At 35.2% G+C, this 15,733-nt stretch carries 16 protein-coding genes, 2 pseudogenes and 1 riboswitch; of the genes and pseudogenes, 11 read left to right on the top strand and 7 right to left on the bottom strand.

Annotated features, from left to right (window positions below; all coding sequences use genetic code 11):
• Window positions 1-11 precede the first annotated feature (11 nt).
• A complete protein-coding gene (locus BOQ62_RS10755) occupies window positions 12-1,280 on the bottom strand; it encodes a mechanosensitive ion channel family protein (RefSeq protein ID WP_129039362.1) in 1,269 nt (422 codons plus the stop codon).
• A gap of 329 nt (window positions 1,281-1,609) precedes the next feature.
• Between BOQ62_RS10755 and BOQ62_RS10750 the strand changes: the two genes are divergently transcribed.
• Together BOQ62_RS10750 and BOQ62_RS10745 are read left to right on the top strand one after the other, a co-directional pair.
• On the top strand, window positions 1,610-2,101 hold the full coding sequence (locus BOQ62_RS10750; RefSeq protein ID WP_129039360.1) for a DUF456 domain-containing protein: 492 nt from the start codon (window positions 1,610-1,612) through the stop codon (window positions 2,099-2,101).
• A gap of 16 nt (window positions 2,102-2,117) precedes the next feature.
• On the top strand, window positions 2,118-2,627 hold the full coding sequence (locus BOQ62_RS10745) for a hypothetical protein (RefSeq protein ID WP_129039358.1): 510 nt from the start codon (window positions 2,118-2,120) through the stop codon (window positions 2,625-2,627).
• Here the strand turns inward: BOQ62_RS10745 and BOQ62_RS10740 are convergent.
• From BOQ62_RS10740 to BOQ62_RS10730, 3 genes and pseudogenes are all read right to left on the bottom strand, one after another.
• Window positions 2,614-3,254, bottom strand: a pseudogene (locus BOQ62_RS10740) (uracil-DNA glycosylase). The gene BOQ62_RS10745 and the pseudogene BOQ62_RS10740 sit on opposite strands and share 14 nt — an antisense overlap.
• 41 nt (window positions 3,255-3,295) lie before the next feature.
• The gene (locus BOQ62_RS10735; protein WP_129039356.1) at window positions 3,296-4,294 is read right to left on the bottom strand and encodes an acyltransferase family protein; all 999 of its coding nucleotides are present in this window, start codon (window positions 4,292-4,294) and stop codon (window positions 3,296-3,298) included.
• A 51-nt stretch (window positions 4,295-4,345) separates the two neighbouring features.
• Window positions 4,346-4,864 carry a GNAT family N-acetyltransferase gene (locus tag BOQ62_RS10730; RefSeq protein ID WP_129039354.1) on the bottom strand — a complete coding sequence of 173 codons (519 nt, stop codon included), beginning with the start codon at window positions 4,862-4,864 and terminating at the stop codon, window positions 4,346-4,348.
• Between the two features lie 165 nt (window positions 4,865-5,029).
• Here BOQ62_RS10730 and BOQ62_RS10725 point away from each other — a divergent pair, with 165 nt between their 5' ends.
• The 3 genes from BOQ62_RS10725 (at window position 5,030) to BOQ62_RS10715 (ending at window position 8,886) form a co-directional block, all read left to right on the top strand.
• Window positions 5,030-7,177 carry an endonuclease MutS2 gene (locus BOQ62_RS10725; RefSeq protein ID WP_129039352.1) on the top strand — a complete coding sequence of 716 codons (2,148 nt, stop codon included), beginning with the start codon at window positions 5,030-5,032 and terminating at the stop codon, window positions 7,175-7,177.
• Window positions 7,178-7,372: 195 nt separating this feature from the next.
• A complete protein-coding gene (locus BOQ62_RS10720; protein ID WP_129039351.1) occupies window positions 7,373-8,173 on the top strand; it encodes a hypothetical protein in 801 nt (266 codons plus the stop codon).
• A gap of 34 nt (window positions 8,174-8,207) precedes the next feature.
• A riboswitch (cobalamin riboswitch) is annotated at window positions 8,208-8,388 on the top strand.
• A 114-nt stretch (window positions 8,389-8,502) separates the two neighbouring features.
• The gene (locus BOQ62_RS10715) at window positions 8,503-8,886 is read left to right on the top strand and encodes an acyl-CoA thioesterase (RefSeq protein WP_002977578.1); all 384 of its coding nucleotides are present in this window, start codon (window positions 8,503-8,505) and stop codon (window positions 8,884-8,886) included.
• A gap of 51 nt (window positions 8,887-8,937) precedes the next feature.
• Here BOQ62_RS10715 and BOQ62_RS10710 read toward each other — a convergent pair whose 3' ends face one another.
• Both BOQ62_RS10710 and BOQ62_RS10705 read right to left on the bottom strand, forming a co-directional pair.
• A complete protein-coding gene (locus BOQ62_RS10710) occupies window positions 8,938-9,534 on the bottom strand; it encodes an HD domain-containing protein (RefSeq protein ID WP_129039349.1) in 597 nt (198 codons plus the stop codon).
• Window position 9,535: 1 nt separating this feature from the next.
• Window positions 9,536-10,237 carry an XAC2610-related protein gene (locus BOQ62_RS10705; RefSeq protein WP_129039347.1) on the bottom strand — a complete coding sequence of 234 codons (702 nt, stop codon included), beginning with the start codon at window positions 10,235-10,237 and terminating at the stop codon, window positions 9,536-9,538.
• A 361-nt stretch (window positions 10,238-10,598) separates the two neighbouring features.
• On the opposite strand from BOQ62_RS10705, the gene BOQ62_RS10700 reads away from it, so the two are divergent.
• The 6 genes and pseudogenes from BOQ62_RS10700 to BOQ62_RS10680 all read left to right on the top strand — a co-directional run bounded on the left by BOQ62_RS10700 (window position 10,599) and on the right by BOQ62_RS10680 (window position 15,178).
• Window positions 10,599-10,928: a PadR family transcriptional regulator gene (locus BOQ62_RS10700; RefSeq protein ID WP_002977573.1), complete on the top strand. Its 330-nt coding sequence runs from the start codon at window positions 10,599-10,601 to the stop codon at window positions 10,926-10,928.
• Between the two features lie 11 nt (window positions 10,929-10,939).
• Window positions 10,940-11,302, top strand: a complete 363-nt coding sequence (locus BOQ62_RS23170; RefSeq protein WP_228413946.1) for a hypothetical protein — start codon at window positions 10,940-10,942, stop codon at window positions 11,300-11,302.
• A gap of 23 nt (window positions 11,303-11,325) precedes the next feature.
• A pseudogene (locus BOQ62_RS10695) lies at window positions 11,326-12,660 on the top strand (hypothetical protein); the annotation flags it as partial.
• 315 nt (window positions 12,661-12,975) lie between these two features.
• Complete coding sequence (locus tag BOQ62_RS10690; protein WP_129039345.1) at window positions 12,976-13,563, top strand: 1-acyl-sn-glycerol-3-phosphate acyltransferase; 588 nt, start codon at window positions 12,976-12,978, stop codon at window positions 13,561-13,563.
• Between the two features lie 60 nt (window positions 13,564-13,623).
• Window positions 13,624-14,052 carry a PaaI family thioesterase gene (locus BOQ62_RS10685; protein ID WP_079242705.1) on the top strand — a complete coding sequence of 143 codons (429 nt, stop codon included), beginning with the start codon at window positions 13,624-13,626 and terminating at the stop codon, window positions 14,050-14,052.
• 157 nt (window positions 14,053-14,209) lie between these two features.
• Complete coding sequence (locus BOQ62_RS10680) at window positions 14,210-15,178, top strand: chorismate-binding protein (protein WP_129039343.1); 969 nt, start codon at window positions 14,210-14,212, stop codon at window positions 15,176-15,178.
• 352 nt (window positions 15,179-15,530) lie between these two features.
• On the opposite strand, the gene BOQ62_RS10675 is transcribed toward BOQ62_RS10680, so the two are convergent.
• Window positions 15,531-15,731, bottom strand: coding sequence for a hypothetical protein (locus tag BOQ62_RS10675; RefSeq protein WP_129039341.1), 201 nt, complete (start codon window positions 15,729-15,731; stop codon window positions 15,531-15,533).
• Between the last annotated feature and the right edge of the window lie 2 nt (window positions 15,732-15,733).

The following is a 15,733-nucleotide window of genomic DNA, read 5'->3' as shown; positions in this document are numbered from 1 at the left end:
TTTTAGCTCTTTTACACTTTAATGCTTACCTGCATCACCTGAAGTTCAAATTCTTTTGAAGCCACCAATAAATGGTCAAAGATATCAGCTTGTATCTGTTCAAAACGTTCCCATTGGGAATCATTGGCAAAACAGTAGACTTCCAAAGGCAGCCCTTGTGGGGTAATATCCAGCTGGCGAACCATTCTCGTTCCGTTTTTATCTATATCCGGATCGTTTTCAATATACTTCTGTGCATAATATCTGAAAACCCCGATGTTGGTAAGCTGTCTTCCATTCACGATCTTATCATTATGTTCAAGGCTTTCTTTTTCTTTTTTGATCTCAGATGTTCTTTCTTCAAGGTAATCGGAAATTAAATTGATCTCCATTAAACGTTGAACATCTTCATCCGTGAGAAATTTAAAAGAATTGATATTAAAGTAAATTGATTTTTTTATCCTCCTTGTATTAGATTCTGACATTACCTGCATGTTCTTGATCTCCGTGGTCATCAGATCATAGGTTGGAATGGTAGACACCGTTTTATCAAAATTGGTAATTTTGGTGGTTAAAAGATTGATTTCCGTAATATTTCCTTCAATGCTGTATTTGGGAATGCTTACCCAGTCTCCTACTTTCAGATTTTTAGAAGTGGCTACGTGAAGTCCTGTTACAAATCCCAAAATGGTATCTCTGAAAACAAGTACCAGAACTGCTGTAATAGCTCCCAGACTTCCTACAATAGTCGTTCCTTTGATCCCAAAAATAACGCAGAGCCCAACCACTGTAAATATGAAAAGCCCTAAAATCTTTACGGTTTCTGAAATGGCATTAAGTGCCATAATCTTATAGAAATCCTGTTTGATGCTGAAATAGTTTCTGAAAGCCGTCAGTGACCTGTACAGCATTCCTGCCAACATCAATACCAATCCCAAATTGATACATCTTATAATAAAGATCGTAGTTTTTGGCAGCGCATTTTCCGGAAAGATAGATCCCTGAATCCCGGCAACAGCAATCAGAGCTGCAAAATGTGCAACAGAATTGGTGATTTTAGCCTGATAAATAGATTTTAAGATGGGAAATTTCTGTTCATTATGAAATAACCTGAAAACAGAATTAATGATAAATTTAAAAGCAAAATCAGTAATAAAAAACAGAACAAGAAGTAAGCTTAGTTTTACAATAATATGAAACACCCAATCCAGCCCGGCGGGTGATATCTGGGTAATATAAATGTAAAGCTGTTCGCTCAGCTCCTGTATAAAGTTTTTAGTTTCTTGTAACTGGTCATTCATTACAGCAAATTTATGAAATTAAGAATCATCATTTTACTATTCACAATCAATTTTCATCCCAAAAGGTATTCACAGGAAGATATTTGATGAAAATTTTCAAGTATTAAATTATTAAATATTAAATCTTCTGCAACCTTAATTATAAGTGAAAAATTAACGATAAATTACAATTATCTGTGATTCTACATCTATAACAGCTAAAACATTGGTAAAGCAGCACCATTCCTGAATACATCATCTTAAATTTGTACTAAAATTTTACAACTCAGTTCTCAAAGTGGCTTTTTATAAAGCCACTTTTTTTATATTGCAACTATATTTTAAAAAGAATGGATACAACAATTATTAATATTTTCTGTCTTATTCTCTTATTTGTAGGAATACTGGGAACTTTTCTCCCTGTATTGCCCGGACTCTTACTGAGTATCTGTGGGCTTCTGATCTATAAATTCGGGACGGATGCAGATCTTCCTATGATCTACATATGGGCTTTTGGTATTCTGACGGCAGCTTCTGTAGTGCTAAGCTATGTTATTCCTGCAAAAACCAACAGGAAATATGGAGGAACCCGTTGGGGAAGCATCGGCTCTGTAATAGGAACCATAGTAGGGATATTTATTCCCATTCCCTTAGGATTTCTTGTGGGGATGTTTGCGGGAGTATTTATTGGTGAATTACTTCACGACAGCAAGGACATGAATAAAGCTTTACAATCTACCAAAGGGGCACTGATCGGATTCATTTATGGAACAGGATTCAGTTTTGTAGTAGGAGTGGCAATGTTTTTGGTAGTACTTCTTAATATGTTTAACGTTATTTAATTAAATATTAGAAACTATGTTCCATAAAGCTATCATACTCAGTCTGGGAATATTTGCATTAACGGGATGTGATGCCCAAAAGAAATCTAAGGCAGCTACAAAAGCTTCTGAAGTGCAAACCAATCCAAAAGTGATGAATTCTAATGCTCAAAAAGACGGAATTGTATACCTTAATGAAGGTGAAAATAAGTTTTTAAAAGAATACCAGATGAATGTTACATTCAAAGGGGTTTCTGAAGACAGCAGATGTCCTGAAGGGGTCAATTGTATCTGGGCCGGAGTTGCCCTTGCTCAGGTTGAAGTAATGGGAACTTCTACCCGTCCCGCACTATTGAATCTTGCCAGTATGGATTTCCCTGGAAGGAATTACCACCAGTCAGCAGATTTTAACGGATATACCATTACATTACAGGATGTAGCTCCCTATCCTAAACAACAGGAAGGAACAACAGCGTTAGCAGGAAAATATAAAATCGGGATTACGATTAAAAAAGCAGACCAATCAAAGGGTTCTACCACGAAATAGGCTTCTTCCCTTTGGAAACAAGATATTCATTAATTTTTGAGAAAGGCTTGCTTCCAAAAAAGCCTCTGTAAACAGAAAATGGAGATGGATGTGCTGATTTCAGTATAAAATGTTTAGCTGGATCTATGAGTTCAGCTTTTTTTGTGCAAAAGCGCCCCATAATACAAATACCACATTCTCTTTTTTATCTGAAATTTCTTTAATAATAAAGTTGGTAAATTTTTCCCAACCAAGATCTTTATGAGAGTTGGGTGAATGAGCACGAACGGTTAAAGTTGCATTCAATAGTAAAACACCTTGTCTACCCCAGTCATCAAGTTCTTTGGAAGTTCTTACTACTCCCAGATCATCTTTTAATTCAATAAAAATATTCTTAAGGGATGGTGGTGCGGTAACCTGTTCAGAGACGGAAAAGCACAAGCCATTCGCCTGATAGTCATTATGATAAGGATCCTGCCCAATAATCACCACTTCAACATCATCAAAAGCTGTAAGTTCCAACGCTCTGAAAATCTGATTCTTTGGTGGGAAAACTTTTGTCGTTGCATATTCATTTTTCACTTTCTCCCAAAGGGTTGTAAAGTATTCCGTGCTTTTTATCGGGGCTAAAATTTCTGTCCAGGTCATACTGCAAAAATAATAATATTAAAATAAAATAAGAACTTCAATTATACTTTAAATATCTTCACTTTTCTCTCAATCAGTATATAGGAAAAATAGGACAGTAATAACGAGAAAGCTATTAATAACAGGTTATTAAGAAGGGAAATATCTACTATCATAAAATTCTGATCCTTGACAATATGATGTATAATATACAATGAATATGAGATGTTTCCGAGCAAATAAACAGGCTTAGTTTCCAGAAACATCTGAAGACAATTCTTTTCCCGTGTGTACAATTGTCTGATGATCAAAGCTGATAAAAACGGAATAAAGATCAGTCCCCTTGTTGTAAACAGCAGTACAAAAGAGATGATAAGCACGGCATAGACATACCATTTGCTTTTTATTTTGATTCCGGGTAAAACCGCTACTCCTATTCCTAAAAAATAAGAAGCTATTGTTCTGATTAAAGAATTAACACCATACGGAATATCCAGATATTTTGATGATCTCCAAGAGTTTACTGAATCTGCTGAATGAATATACAAATCAGGAAAATGAGGAAGAATCAATCTTAAAAAAAGACCTGCAACAATCAAAATTTCACCACGGATCTTATATCGGATGATCAGATAAAGCATGAAAGGAAATATCAGATAGCACATCCATTCTGTACTCAATGACCAGTAAACGATGTTCAACAGTCGGTCCGGATTAAAAAAACACTGCACCAGTCCGGCATTGATAAAAAATGTAAGCCATGAAGTATCCTTTATGAGCAGAACAATAAAAACAATGGATATAAAATATACCGGATAAATCCTGTTGATCCTTTTCTTATAAAAAATCTGTATTTTTTTAAACTCAAGATTTTTAAACTTATCAGAATAGGAAACAGTGAGAAGAAAGGCACTTAATACAAAAAAGATATCTACAGCAAGATATCCTTTCCCTATAATATTTTGAAGAATTTCGTTTTTAAAATCAAAAAAATGAAAAAAAGTCACCCATAATGCCACTACACCTCTAAGTCCTGTTAAAGATTTTATTTCATTTTTCATATATAATTTCAATCGGGAATAAAGATAGAAAAAAACCGGCTAGATTTCCCATTAAGCATCATTACCCAGTCTTTTCAAACTAAAAATAATATTATCCGGAAAGCCTTCATCTTCCTTTCCTTCTAACAAAATAAAATCATGTTTTACAAGAAGTCCTTTTGAATTTTCATTAAATTTATTGGTAATGGCTACAATTTCCTTTAATTCTAATTCATTAAATCCAAAATCTAATACTGCATTTAATGCTTCAGACATGATTCCTTTTCTATGATATTCCGGTAATAATTCATAGCCCACTTCCGCTGTTTTCCGGTCTTCAGAAAAATTCCAAAGACAAATTGTTCCGATAAGATTGGACTGATCTTTTAAAGAAATTCCCAAATAGATAGTTTGGTTATTTTTAGTTTTTTCTTTGATCGTTAAAATAAACTGAAGAGCATCGTAGTTATTTTTCGGTGAATTTCTTTGCACAAACTGATTGATCACTTCATTACTTCGAATGCGTAAAATATCCTCTACGTAGCTTTCGTTGATATCTCTCAGTAATAATCTTTCGGTTTCCAGTTTCATAACTCAAATGTAATAAAAAGAATATCATAATTTTATATCAACGCAAAGATTATTGCATTCTATTACTCATTTTGACTAACTCTATAATCATCAAATTCAAAAGTAATTTATTCTGTAAATCTCTCAGATATACGTAATAATCAAAATTCTCACTAAATTTGCACTGTGTATATAGATAAAGAAGATTTAGACGAATTAGAGTTTCCGCAATTGCTCGCGGAAATCTCCCCATTTGCGTATTCTCCCAAAACAAGAGAAAAAATTCTTCAACTTCGTCCGATGGAAATTGACGAGGCGGAGCTTTCATTAAAAAAAACTTCAGAATATCTCTCAAGTTTCGAAAGTTCAAATGCGATTCCGTTTGATGAATATGAAGATATTGAAAGTGAGCTGAAATTGATGCTGATTGAGAACTACCGTTTGGAAAACACTGCTTTCATCAAAATAAAAACCATCACGGAACAGATCGGAAAACTTCAGAAATTCTTTCCTACCATGCCGGAAACATTTCCAACTTTATTAGAGGAAGTTTCTGTACTGGAATTCAGAAAGGAAATCATTGATAAAGTAGATAAGGTTTTTAACCGTTTTGGTGAAGTGAAAAACGAGGCTTCTCCAGCTCTGAAAGGAATAAGAACCGAAATTCAGCTTGCTAAAAAAGCCATTCAGGAAAATTTCAACCGTGCCCTTACCACGTATGGACAGAGTGACTTTCTGGATGATATCCGGGAAACGATTATTGATGATCAGAGGGTTCTGGCTGTAAAATCAGGATTTAAAAAGAGAGTTGCAGGAAGAACATTAGGAATTTCCAAAACAGGTTCCATTACTTATATTCAGCCGGACAGTGTTGTAAAGCACTACTTCAAACTTCGGGAAAATGAAGAGGAAGAGAAAAAAGAAATTGACAAAGTTCTCCGTAAACTTACTGCTGAACTAGCAGAATTTCAACCTCAGCTATGGAGATATCAGATTTACATTTTTGATCTTGATCTTACAAGAGCTAAAGCAAAGTTCGGTGAATTGATCAACGGAATTCTTCCGAAAATCAATCGTCATAAAACGCTGAGATTAAAAGATGCTTATCATCCTCTGTTATGGTTAAGAAATAAAATTGAGAACAAGATTATCCATCCACAGACACTTACCTTAACGGATCATAACAGAATTATCTGTATTTCCGGTCCGAATGCCGGTGGAAAATCAATTACTCTGAAAACAGTAGGATTATTACAACTGATGATTCAGAGTGGTATTCTTGTTCCGGTTCATCCGAAATCTGAAATGTTTTTCTTTGAGAAAATCATGACTGATATCGGTGATAACCAGTCCATTGAAAACCACCTATCAACATATTCATCAAGATTAAAGAAAATGTCCGGAATCATCCGTGAGGCTGATGCTAATACACTTTTATTAATTGATGAATTTGGTACAGGTTCCGACCCAGAGCTTGGAGGTGCCCTGGCAGAAAGCTTCATGGAGTTTTTCTATGACAAAAAGAGTTTCGCCATTATTACAACGCACTATACCAACATTAAACTGGTGATAGAACAGCTTCCCAATGCCCAGAATGCAGCGATGCTCTTCAATGAAGAAACATTGGAGCCGATGTATAAACTGGAAGTAGGACAGGCAGGAAGTTCATTTACTTTTGAAGTTGCGGAAAAGAATAAAATACCAAGATTCATTATCCATTCTGCTAAGAAAAAGGTAGAACATGATATTGTCAATCTTGATAAAACGATTGTAAAACTGCAGCAGGAGAAATTTGAAGTTGAAAAATTAAAATCTGATCTTGCTGAAAGAAAAGAGTCGGTAGAAGATAAACGTGACAATCTGCAGAAACTGAATGATCAACTTCAGCAGAAGCTATTCAATTTCCAGAAACTGTATGAAGAGGAACACCGCAAACTTCAGTTCGGAAATAAGATTGAAGCATTCATCGACAGCTATACCAAAGGAAAATCCAGAAAGGATGTTGTAAAAGATTTTGTAAAGCTTCTTGAACAGGAGAAATTCAGAAAACTGGGAAGTGATAAAGATGAAACAAAACGCCTGCAGGTTGTTAAGAGAAAAATCACTCAACAGTTGAAAAAGGAAGAAGTGATTGAAAAAATTGCTGAAACCAATGAAAAACTGGAAGAAAAACGTAAAACTGACCGTGCTGTCTGGATGAAAGTTGGACAACGTGTTCGTATTACCGGCAGTACAAGTGTAGGAACCATCGAAAAGATCTCCCGAAACAAGGTAATTGTCAATTACGGAACATTCAAGACTACAATTGACGCAGAAGAATTGGAAAGAATTTAATTTATCTGAAATTAAATTAACGCAAATACTAAGAGAGAGTACCGGTTGGTACTCTCTCTTTTTTATTTCTTGTGGTATATTTTTAGCTTTTTTATATATTTTCAAAAACAAATGCCATATTTAAAAGAACTGTCACTGTATAATTATCAATCGAAAAGCATTTAATTTATATATTTGAAGGATTAAAAAATTTTCATGATGACTTTCATAAACAAAGCATTCTATTTATCTGCTATCAGTATTTTATCTGTAGTCTTTGTAAAAGGACAGAATAAAGTTCCTTTCGGAGTTGTAAAAGCTGAAGAGGGATATGCCAATGTACGTGTTCATAAGGACAACTACAGAAAAATTGTAGACAAGATCCGTATGCGTAAAGGTGATGTATTTGTTTATGTAAAACCTGCTCCTGGAGAAACAGAGTGGATCTGGATCAAATATCCTGAAAAACAGGATGACGATAAGCCTTTTGTACGTTATGAAACTCTTGATAAAGAAGGAATGGTGAATAAAGAACGTATTGCTTATATTGATCAGCTTCCTGCTTATACTCCTTCTAAATCTAAAAACGGAAAATCACTTATTTTCACTGATAATTCTGATCCTAAAGTTCCTACCGCCCAAAGAAGCAAAGTAGTCATTGATATCTATCCTTCCAATGCGGGATACCGTAAAAAGGAAAAAGATGCAGAAGGAAAACTTCTTACCATTGATAAAGTAAAACCATGGGGAATTGGAAACGACCTTCCTGAAGGAATGACCGAGATCAAATCTATCAGAGTGCAGCAACCCGGAAGAGGATCTGTCTTTGTAAGAGAGGCCATCAAAAATATGTTCCAGCCTACCATGGATTTTGAGAACATTGGAGTAACCTCCCTGGACAACGACAATATCTTCCTTTACATGATCAACGGTTCAGGTGAAAACAGATATACTACCCTTTGGACCATCAAGAAGGGAAGAGTAATCAGTCAGATTATTTACCATAATCCGGAATAAATTCATTATTTTTGCCCCCGAAAAGTTTTAACGCTTATTCATCATAGAAATTGGTTCTGCATCATTGCAGATTAAAAGGGAACCGTGTGAAAATCACGGACTGTCGCGCAACTGTAAGTAACTGTAATCTTTATCAAAGATCCACTGTGCGAGGCATGGGAAGGAGATTAAAGATGTTACAAGTCAGGAGACCTGCCTTTTTCTTAAACAAGTAACTTTCGCGATTTGAAGTTGTATTGATCTTATGGATTGTTTCAGGAATTCTCTTGATTCCTGTCATTGTTCTGTTGTTTTAATCATTCTCATTTCGCTTTAATTAATAATGATATATGACTACAGAAGAAAGAATTGAAGCATCCGAAACCAGAATCTTTAAGGCGGTTTTCCCTAACACAACCAATCATTATGATACTCTTTTTGGGGGTACAGCAATGCAGCTGATGGACGAAGTAGCTTTTATCACAGCAACCCGTTTTGCCAGAAAAAGAGTGGTAACGGTAAGCAGTGATAAGATTGATTTCAAAAAACCTATTCCTGCCGGAACTATTGTTGAGCTGATCGGGAAAGTGTCATACGTGGGAAAAACCAGTATGAAAGTAAATGTGGAAATCTACACCGAGCAGATGTATTCCTATGAAAGAGAAAAAGCCATTGTAGGTGACTTTACTTTTGTAGCAATTGACGAATTCAAGAAACCAATTCAGATACTATAAATAATACAGCTTCGGGCGGCCAAAGGCCGCCCGAAGCTTATTGTATACTTATTAAAGTGATTTAATCACTTTTTCTGTTTCCAGATTTTGATTCAGCAACACATCAAAAGCTTCTCCCATTTCATCCGATGCCCTATTGATCGCATTTTCAAGCATATTTCGGATTTGTTTTTCTGTAACACCAGCTTCAGTCCAGCTTTTCCCTGAGGTATGTGAATTTAAGATAAACGGCATAATTCTATCAATTCCGCAGGCAAAAACAGCATCCGGAGTTTTCTCGTCCTCAAACTCAAGCCATAGATTAAAGAATTCTGTACGCAAAGGCTCGTCCAAAATTCCAAAGATCTTTTGAGCAGATGCCTTTTCCCTTTCAAACTTTCCTACCATGGCTTTTTCATCAAAAATAAAAGTATCTCCCGCTTCAATCTCTACAAGATCGTGAATAGAAAGCATTCGTATCACTCTCAACAAATCAATATCCGCACGGTTTTTAGCATACGGATAAAGGATCTGTGCCAGAATGATAATCTGCCAGGAATGTTCCGCTGTGTTCTCTCTTCGGGAATCATCTGCATTATAATTTCTTCGCTGTACATTTTTCAAAGCATCTACTGCCAGAATAAAATCGATCTCTTTCTGAATTTTCATCTTACTTCTTATTTCTGTTATATTGATCTGAAGGATATACCTTTGTTTTGGTAATCCATTTATTATTAAGCTTTTCTTTAGTGGTCACTTTTACACGGCCTTCAACAGTCATATCTTCTTCTTTTTCAAAGACTTTATCAAGCCCTTTATTTGGAACTACAGCATACTCCGTTGTAAAAATATCACAGCAGCCAGACTTCCCATAGGAAATAAGACGTTTGCGTTTGGCATCGACATCAAAAATATCAAGACCGTTTGAACCCAGCTCTGTAAGTTCCTGGCTTTTTACAAAGCCCATTCTTGTTTTATTGAAGACGTATACATCATAAGATGCTCCGCTATAATTTCCCATATTTCCGTTTCTTATTGCCACATCTTCTGTTCCATCGAAATTAAAGTCATCGATAATCACAGCTCTTTGATCCTTTGAAAGCGAAATCAATTTCCCCTGGATCGGTTTTTGGCCTTGTTCTGTATATAAAACCAGATCTTCTGAGACAAAAGTCTGTACTTTGCTATTCTTATGATCGAACAATTCTACCGTTCCTTTTCCTCCACATCGGTCATCATAACAGTTTTCTATCTGGATGGCAGCGTCATAACTCTTCGATGCATTTTTAACCTCAAACTGATATTGTCCGAAACATGCAGGTCCCAGTAAAACAAAAGCGTGTAAATGCTTATTCCTCTCGAATAAATTCATGGTAATAGTAAATGATTTAGGTATTTTTTTCCTATCAAAAATACGAATCCTAATCAATATATAATGGGTAATAAGTAATAGCTAATGGATGAGATCCTTTTTTCTATCTATTTTTCCGAATCTCAATTAAATTTTAAAGATATTTTATTCATTTTCCACCCAAATTCATTTTTATAAAAATTCCTACTTAAAATTATTCAATTGATTTACAGGTAATTATATTATTTATTTTAAAAATTCCACTACTTTGTATTGCATAATACCATTTTATTTACATATCTTTGTAATGTAAAATTAGAATAGGCTCAGCTAGCTAGGAGCATTTTTCTAAGAATATAACTAATTAACAAACTTATCAAAGATGAATACCGAAAATACCAAAGCGCAAATGCGAAAAGGAATTCTGGAATTCTGTATTCTAAGTCTCATCAATAACCGCGAAATGTATGTTTCTGATCTTATTGACGAACTGAAAAAAGGAAAACTGGATGTAGTGGAAGGGACCCTCTACCCTCTTCTTACAAGACTTAAAAATGGAGAGTTTCTCTCTTACAGATGGGAAGAATCTACGGGAGGACCACCCAGAAAATATTATCAGATCACAGAAAAAGGAAAACTTTTCCTGGATGAACTTCTCAATACATGGAATGAACTGACAGCTTCAGTAAACCAAATCACCCAACAAAATTAAAAAACAAAGCTATGAACAAGACACTCTCAATAGGACTCGCAGGTTTTTCTTTTACCATAGAAGAACACGCATATATAAAGCTCAGCGATTACCTGAACGCTCTGAGAAGCTCTCTGGATGCTTCTGAGGCTGATGAGGTAATGCATGACATAGAAATAAGAATGGTGGAGATTTTCAAAGATTCTTTAGGAAAACGTGAAGTGATTAACGATACCGATGTAGAAAAGGTAATCGCACAGATCGGAAGCCCTGAAAAAATCGAAGAACAGGAAGAAGCTTATTTTTCTGAAAAACATCTGCCAGAAATTATAATTCAGGAACTAACTATACCGATAAAAAACAACTTTTCCGTGATCCGGAAAAACAAAAAGTAGCAGGGGTCTGCGCAGGTCTAGCTCAATATGTAGGAATGGATATTACTACCATGAGAGCAATCTGGCTGGGAATTTTCATATTAGGAATTTTCACAGCAGCCATCTCTTCTTCATTAATCGGTCTTTTATATGTAATCCTTTGGATCGTACTTCCAAAAGCTGAAACAGCGGCAGATTTCCTGAAAATGCAGGGAAAGCCTATGAACTTCGACAATCTTAAGAATGAGTCTAACAAATTGGTACAGTTTGCCAATGAATCTACTCAGAGGGTCGGAGAAATCTATAACGAAAACAAACCTTACATCAACAATGCAGGAAGCGGAGTCTGGAATATATTCAAGTATATTGTAGGAGGGTTCTTCGTATTGATGGCGGTAGGAAGCATTATCGGAGTATTTGTATTATTTGGCCTTTTCGCAATGGATACAGACTTCCCGGGAGCTAACGAGATCAGATTCTATATGGATGATCAGGGACTTGACAAAGTATTGGCTGCCATAATGGTCATTGGAAGCTTAATTCCGGCAATTCTTTTCAGTTTATTAAGCATCAAGATTTTCTCTCCAAAAACAAAACTGAGAAATATCGGATGGGTAATCGGAGGTTTATTCCTTCTTCTGGTGGGGTTGGGAACTTATTTCGGAATCAGTATGGCTAAAAAAGATATGATTTACAGAGGAAGTAAAGAAGATGTAGAGAATGTGGCCATCAACACTCCTTCAGATACAGTGTATGTGGATATAAAACAGGTCAATATTCCTCAGAATTTCAAAGGTTACAACAATGATATTTATTCTGATAAAAGAACAGTTTATGAAGAAGACTATATTTCTGTAGATGTAACCAGAAAGCCAGATATTAAAACACCTTATCTGATCATTAAAAAAGAAGGAAAAGGATATAATTTCCCTATCCAGATGACGGTTCCTGTAGAAATTGTAAACAACAAAGTATTACTTCCAAACTACATCAAGTATCCATACGAACACAGATTCAGAGATTACAGCCTGAATTATGAGCTGGTAGTTCCGCAAAAAGCAGTTGTTTTATCCCTGAATAAAGATCGTATTCACATGGATGGGGACTTGGACGGTGATGGTATCAATGATGAAGATCAGGACAGAGATGAAGACCACAACAATGTTAGAATTGAAAAAAATAAAATCACGGTAAACGGTTCCAGTATCGAATACAACTCTGATGATAAAGACAGTATCATCGTAAACGGTAAAAAAGTTCCGAACAACCAGGCAAAGAAAGTTATTGATTCTGCAGTGTCTACTATCAAAAAATCAAATAAAGATATGGACATCAAAATCAAAGACGGAAAAAACGAAATTTCCATACAAACTAAATAATTAACTTCAGAGAGTGGTAGAAGGTGTGGGTGGATGGCAACCGTTTGAAATTCACACCCTTCTTCTCTCAGAAAACTGAAAATAAAGCTTCATTTAGTTTCTTATGTGAAAAAAAAGTTTTAATTTCGTAAAGCTAAAATTTAATAACCAATCAACCAAAAACACATCCTTATCATGATACAATTTGCAATGGAATTCGTAATGAAAATCGTAGATTTAATTAGCGGTTTGTTTTAAGAGCGATAATATTTCAATATATTTGTAAAGTATAACCAAAATTTGGTTATACTTTTTTGTTTTTAATCTAAGAAATCTATGAAAAAGCTGATAGGCAAAGCAATGCTAAAAATATTAGGCTGGAAAGTCGTTCTGCAGGGCGATGTCAACAACCTGAACAGGTGTATCCTTGTGGTAGCACCGCATACCCATAATATGGAATACATTTTAGGAAATTTCGCCTATTGGTCACTGGAAAAACCTTTAAAGATTATCATTAAAGATGCTCATACCAAAGCATGGTACGGAAGTATTGTAAAAGGTCTTGGAGGTATTGGTATCGACAGAAGCCAGAAAAATGATCTGGTGAATTTTGTAGCCAATCAATTTGCAAAAGAAGATTTCAGCCTAGTTATTACCCCGGAAGGTACCAGAAGCTGGGTTCCGAAATGGAGAAAAGGGTTTTACCACATGGCACTCGCAGCAAAAGTTCCTATAGTTCTGGCAGCAGGTGATTTCAAAAGAAATATCGTTTATTTGGGTTATACTATTCCTTACGAAAGAATAGCGTCCGTCCCTTTTTCAGAAATCATGCAGGAAATTCAGGAATATTATATCAAAAATGATATTACCCCTAAAGTTCCGGAAAACTGGAATCCTAATATTATGGGAACTGAACAGAGCTAGATGCTAGATGCTAGATGCTAGATGCTAGATGCTAGATGCAAAATTAAATCAATTATAAAAATGAAAGGTCAGACAAAAGAAGAAATATTAGCATTCATCAATAACTGGGGAGATGTAACACTTGCCAAAACCCTTGAAATAAAATTCATAGATATTGATCTCGAAAATGAAACCCTTACTGCTACGATGCCTGTTCTTCCAAGAACTCATCAGCCGTTTGGTATTATGCATGGAGGTGCAAGCTGTGTTTTGGCTGAAACGTTAGGGTCAAGCCTGTCTAATATCTTTATTGATGGTGAAAAGTATTACGGAGTAGGAACCAACATCAATTCTAATCATTTAAGAAGCAAAAAAGACGGAATTGTAACTGCTACAGCTCGTTTTATCAGAAAAGGAAAAACAATGCATGTTTCAGAAATTGAAATCCGTGATGAAAAAGGTATTTTGATCAACCATACTACGATGACCAATAATATCATCAATAGATAAGTTACAACAACATAAAAAATGAAGAGCTTAAAAATAAATTTAAGCTCTTTTTATTTTGACATCTTTAAGACTAATAATACCTTTGCAGAAAGGAAAATCACACCCAAAATTAACTCTTCTATTTCTGGTAGTGATTTTCAAAATCCCTTCACAACTCATGATTTATTTCAAACTTCCTTTCGACGAAAGATTACTGTCTGCAGATCAAAAAAGCATAAAAAATGCAGTCAACTTTTTTTCTTATAATGGCTTAAATCAAATCAGCTTCAGCGGAGATATTTTTGAAATAAATCCGGCTGAATTTGACCAAAATTCGATCACCAGTGAGACACTGAATCTTGATACCACAGATTCTTCTGCTGAAACCAAAGAAGAATATTGTGATACATTACAGAAGGTTATTGAAGTAATCAAAGATAATAATCTGCCGAAGCTTGTTTATTCAAGAAGGAAGATCTTTACAGATTTTAATACAATCGATTATAGAGAGAGTTTTAAGAACCTATGTGAATCTTATCCAAATGCTTTCAGATATCTGTTTAATGATGGTCAGAATGCGTGGATGGGGGCTTTCTCCGAAGTTCTGGGAAAGTTTAATAAATCTACTCACGAGTTTGAAACGATGGCTCTTGCAGGAACTCTTCCTGTATCTGAAGAGTGGTCTGAAAAAGAAATTGAAGAACAGAAGCCTGTTACCACCTATATTCAGGATATTCTTAAAAACTATTCTGAGACCATAGATCAGTCAGAAACCTATGATCATATTTCAGGCAATATAAAACATTTGCGCACAGATTTTAAAACGACTATTCAACCGGAAGATCTGGACAGAATTATTCAGGACTTACACCCTACTCCAGCTGTTTGTGGAATTCCAAAAGATTTCTGCAATGAGAATATCCGTAAATATGAGAAATTTCCGCGTGAATTTTATGCCGGCTATATTAAGGTAGAAACCGAAGAAAGCATTTTATATTTTGTGAATTTACGCTGTGCAAGACTTTATAAAGATTCTGTGCATGTTTTTGTAGGAGGCGGAATAACCGCTCAAAGTAATCCGGAAAAAGAGTGGAGAGAAACGGAGCTGAAGTCTGAAGCGATATTGAAAAACCTGGTTATTTCTTAGATCATGTTGTTTTTACGTGTTAATTGGACCACAGATCTCACGGATTTGCACAGATGTTGGCGTATATTTTCTTTGCTGAGTGGAAACACCATTGCGGGCAATTTTACAGCTATTCATTAAAAACCTTTGCGAGCATTGCGCTATTTATAAGTTTTGGCTAAAAGCCAAAGGAACTCTTATCCTTTGCTTGAACGGGATAAATCCCGCTTCTACTGAATGTGAAAAACCAATATTGTATTTAAGACAGGCTAATTTATAATCCCTGCTACCTAATTCCTTTTATCTGCACCTAAAAAAAACAAAAACCTCCTTCAAAATGAAAGAGGCTTATATCTATAATGGAATATTCAATTTATTTCTTTATACCGATTCTGCTCCAGGTATCCATTACAAAAAGTAAGATAAGACCTATTGCAGCAGCTCCGGCTGAGAATGCAAATCTAATGTTATCTTCATCTCCTAAGATATCCGTCGCCTGCCAGTTGATAGCATAAAGATTGATGGCGATAAATACAATAAATAGTACTAAAAATACTTTATAAAACTTCTTCATGA

It is taken from the genome of Chryseobacterium sp. CH21 (assembly GCF_004119445.1).
Taxonomy (GTDB): domain Bacteria; phylum Bacteroidota; class Bacteroidia; order Flavobacteriales; family Weeksellaceae; genus Chryseobacterium.
This window is presented reverse-complemented; position numbering and strand designations above follow the sequence as displayed.

Excerpts from the sequence above, each read along its gene's own strand:
- BOQ62_RS10755 (WP_129039362.1), bottom strand. The coding sequence starts at position 1,280 with ATGAATGACCAGTTACAAGAAACTAAAAACTTTATACAGGAGCTGAGC.
- BOQ62_RS10750 (WP_129039360.1), top strand. The coding sequence starts at position 1,610 with ATGGATACAACAATTATTAATATTTTCTGTCTTATTCTCTTATTTGTA.
- BOQ62_RS10745 (WP_129039358.1), top strand. The coding sequence starts at position 2,118 with ATGTTCCATAAAGCTATCATACTCAGTCTGGGAATATTTGCATTAACG.
- BOQ62_RS10735 (WP_129039356.1), bottom strand. The coding sequence starts at position 4,294 with ATGAAAAATGAAATAAAATCTTTAACAGGACTTAGAGGTGTAGTGGCA.
- BOQ62_RS10730 (WP_129039354.1), bottom strand. The coding sequence starts at position 4,864 with ATGAAACTGGAAACCGAAAGATTATTACTGAGAGATATCAACGAAAGC.
- BOQ62_RS10720 (WP_129039351.1), top strand. The coding sequence starts at position 7,373 with ATGATGACTTTCATAAACAAAGCATTCTATTTATCTGCTATCAGTATT.
- BOQ62_RS10715 (WP_002977578.1), top strand. The coding sequence starts at position 8,503 with ATGACTACAGAAGAAAGAATTGAAGCATCCGAAACCAGAATCTTTAAG.
- BOQ62_RS10710 (WP_129039349.1), bottom strand. The coding sequence starts at position 9,534 with ATGAAAATTCAGAAAGAGATCGATTTTATTCTGGCAGTAGATGCTTTG.
- BOQ62_RS10705 (WP_129039347.1), bottom strand. The coding sequence starts at position 10,237 with ATGAATTTATTCGAGAGGAATAAGCATTTACACGCTTTTGTTTTACTG.
- BOQ62_RS10700 (WP_002977573.1), top strand. The coding sequence starts at position 10,599 with ATGAATACCGAAAATACCAAAGCGCAAATGCGAAAAGGAATTCTGGAA.
- BOQ62_RS23170 (WP_228413946.1), top strand. The coding sequence starts at position 10,940 with ATGAACAAGACACTCTCAATAGGACTCGCAGGTTTTTCTTTTACCATA.
- BOQ62_RS10690 (WP_129039345.1), top strand. The coding sequence starts at position 12,976 with ATGAAAAAGCTGATAGGCAAAGCAATGCTAAAAATATTAGGCTGGAAA.
- BOQ62_RS10685 (WP_079242705.1), top strand. The coding sequence starts at position 13,624 with ATGAAAGGTCAGACAAAAGAAGAAATATTAGCATTCATCAATAACTGG.
- BOQ62_RS10680 (WP_129039343.1), top strand. The coding sequence starts at position 14,210 with ATGATTTATTTCAAACTTCCTTTCGACGAAAGATTACTGTCTGCAGAT.
- BOQ62_RS10675 (WP_129039341.1), bottom strand. The coding sequence starts at position 15,731 with ATGAAGAAGTTTTATAAAGTATTTTTAGTACTATTTATTGTATTTATC.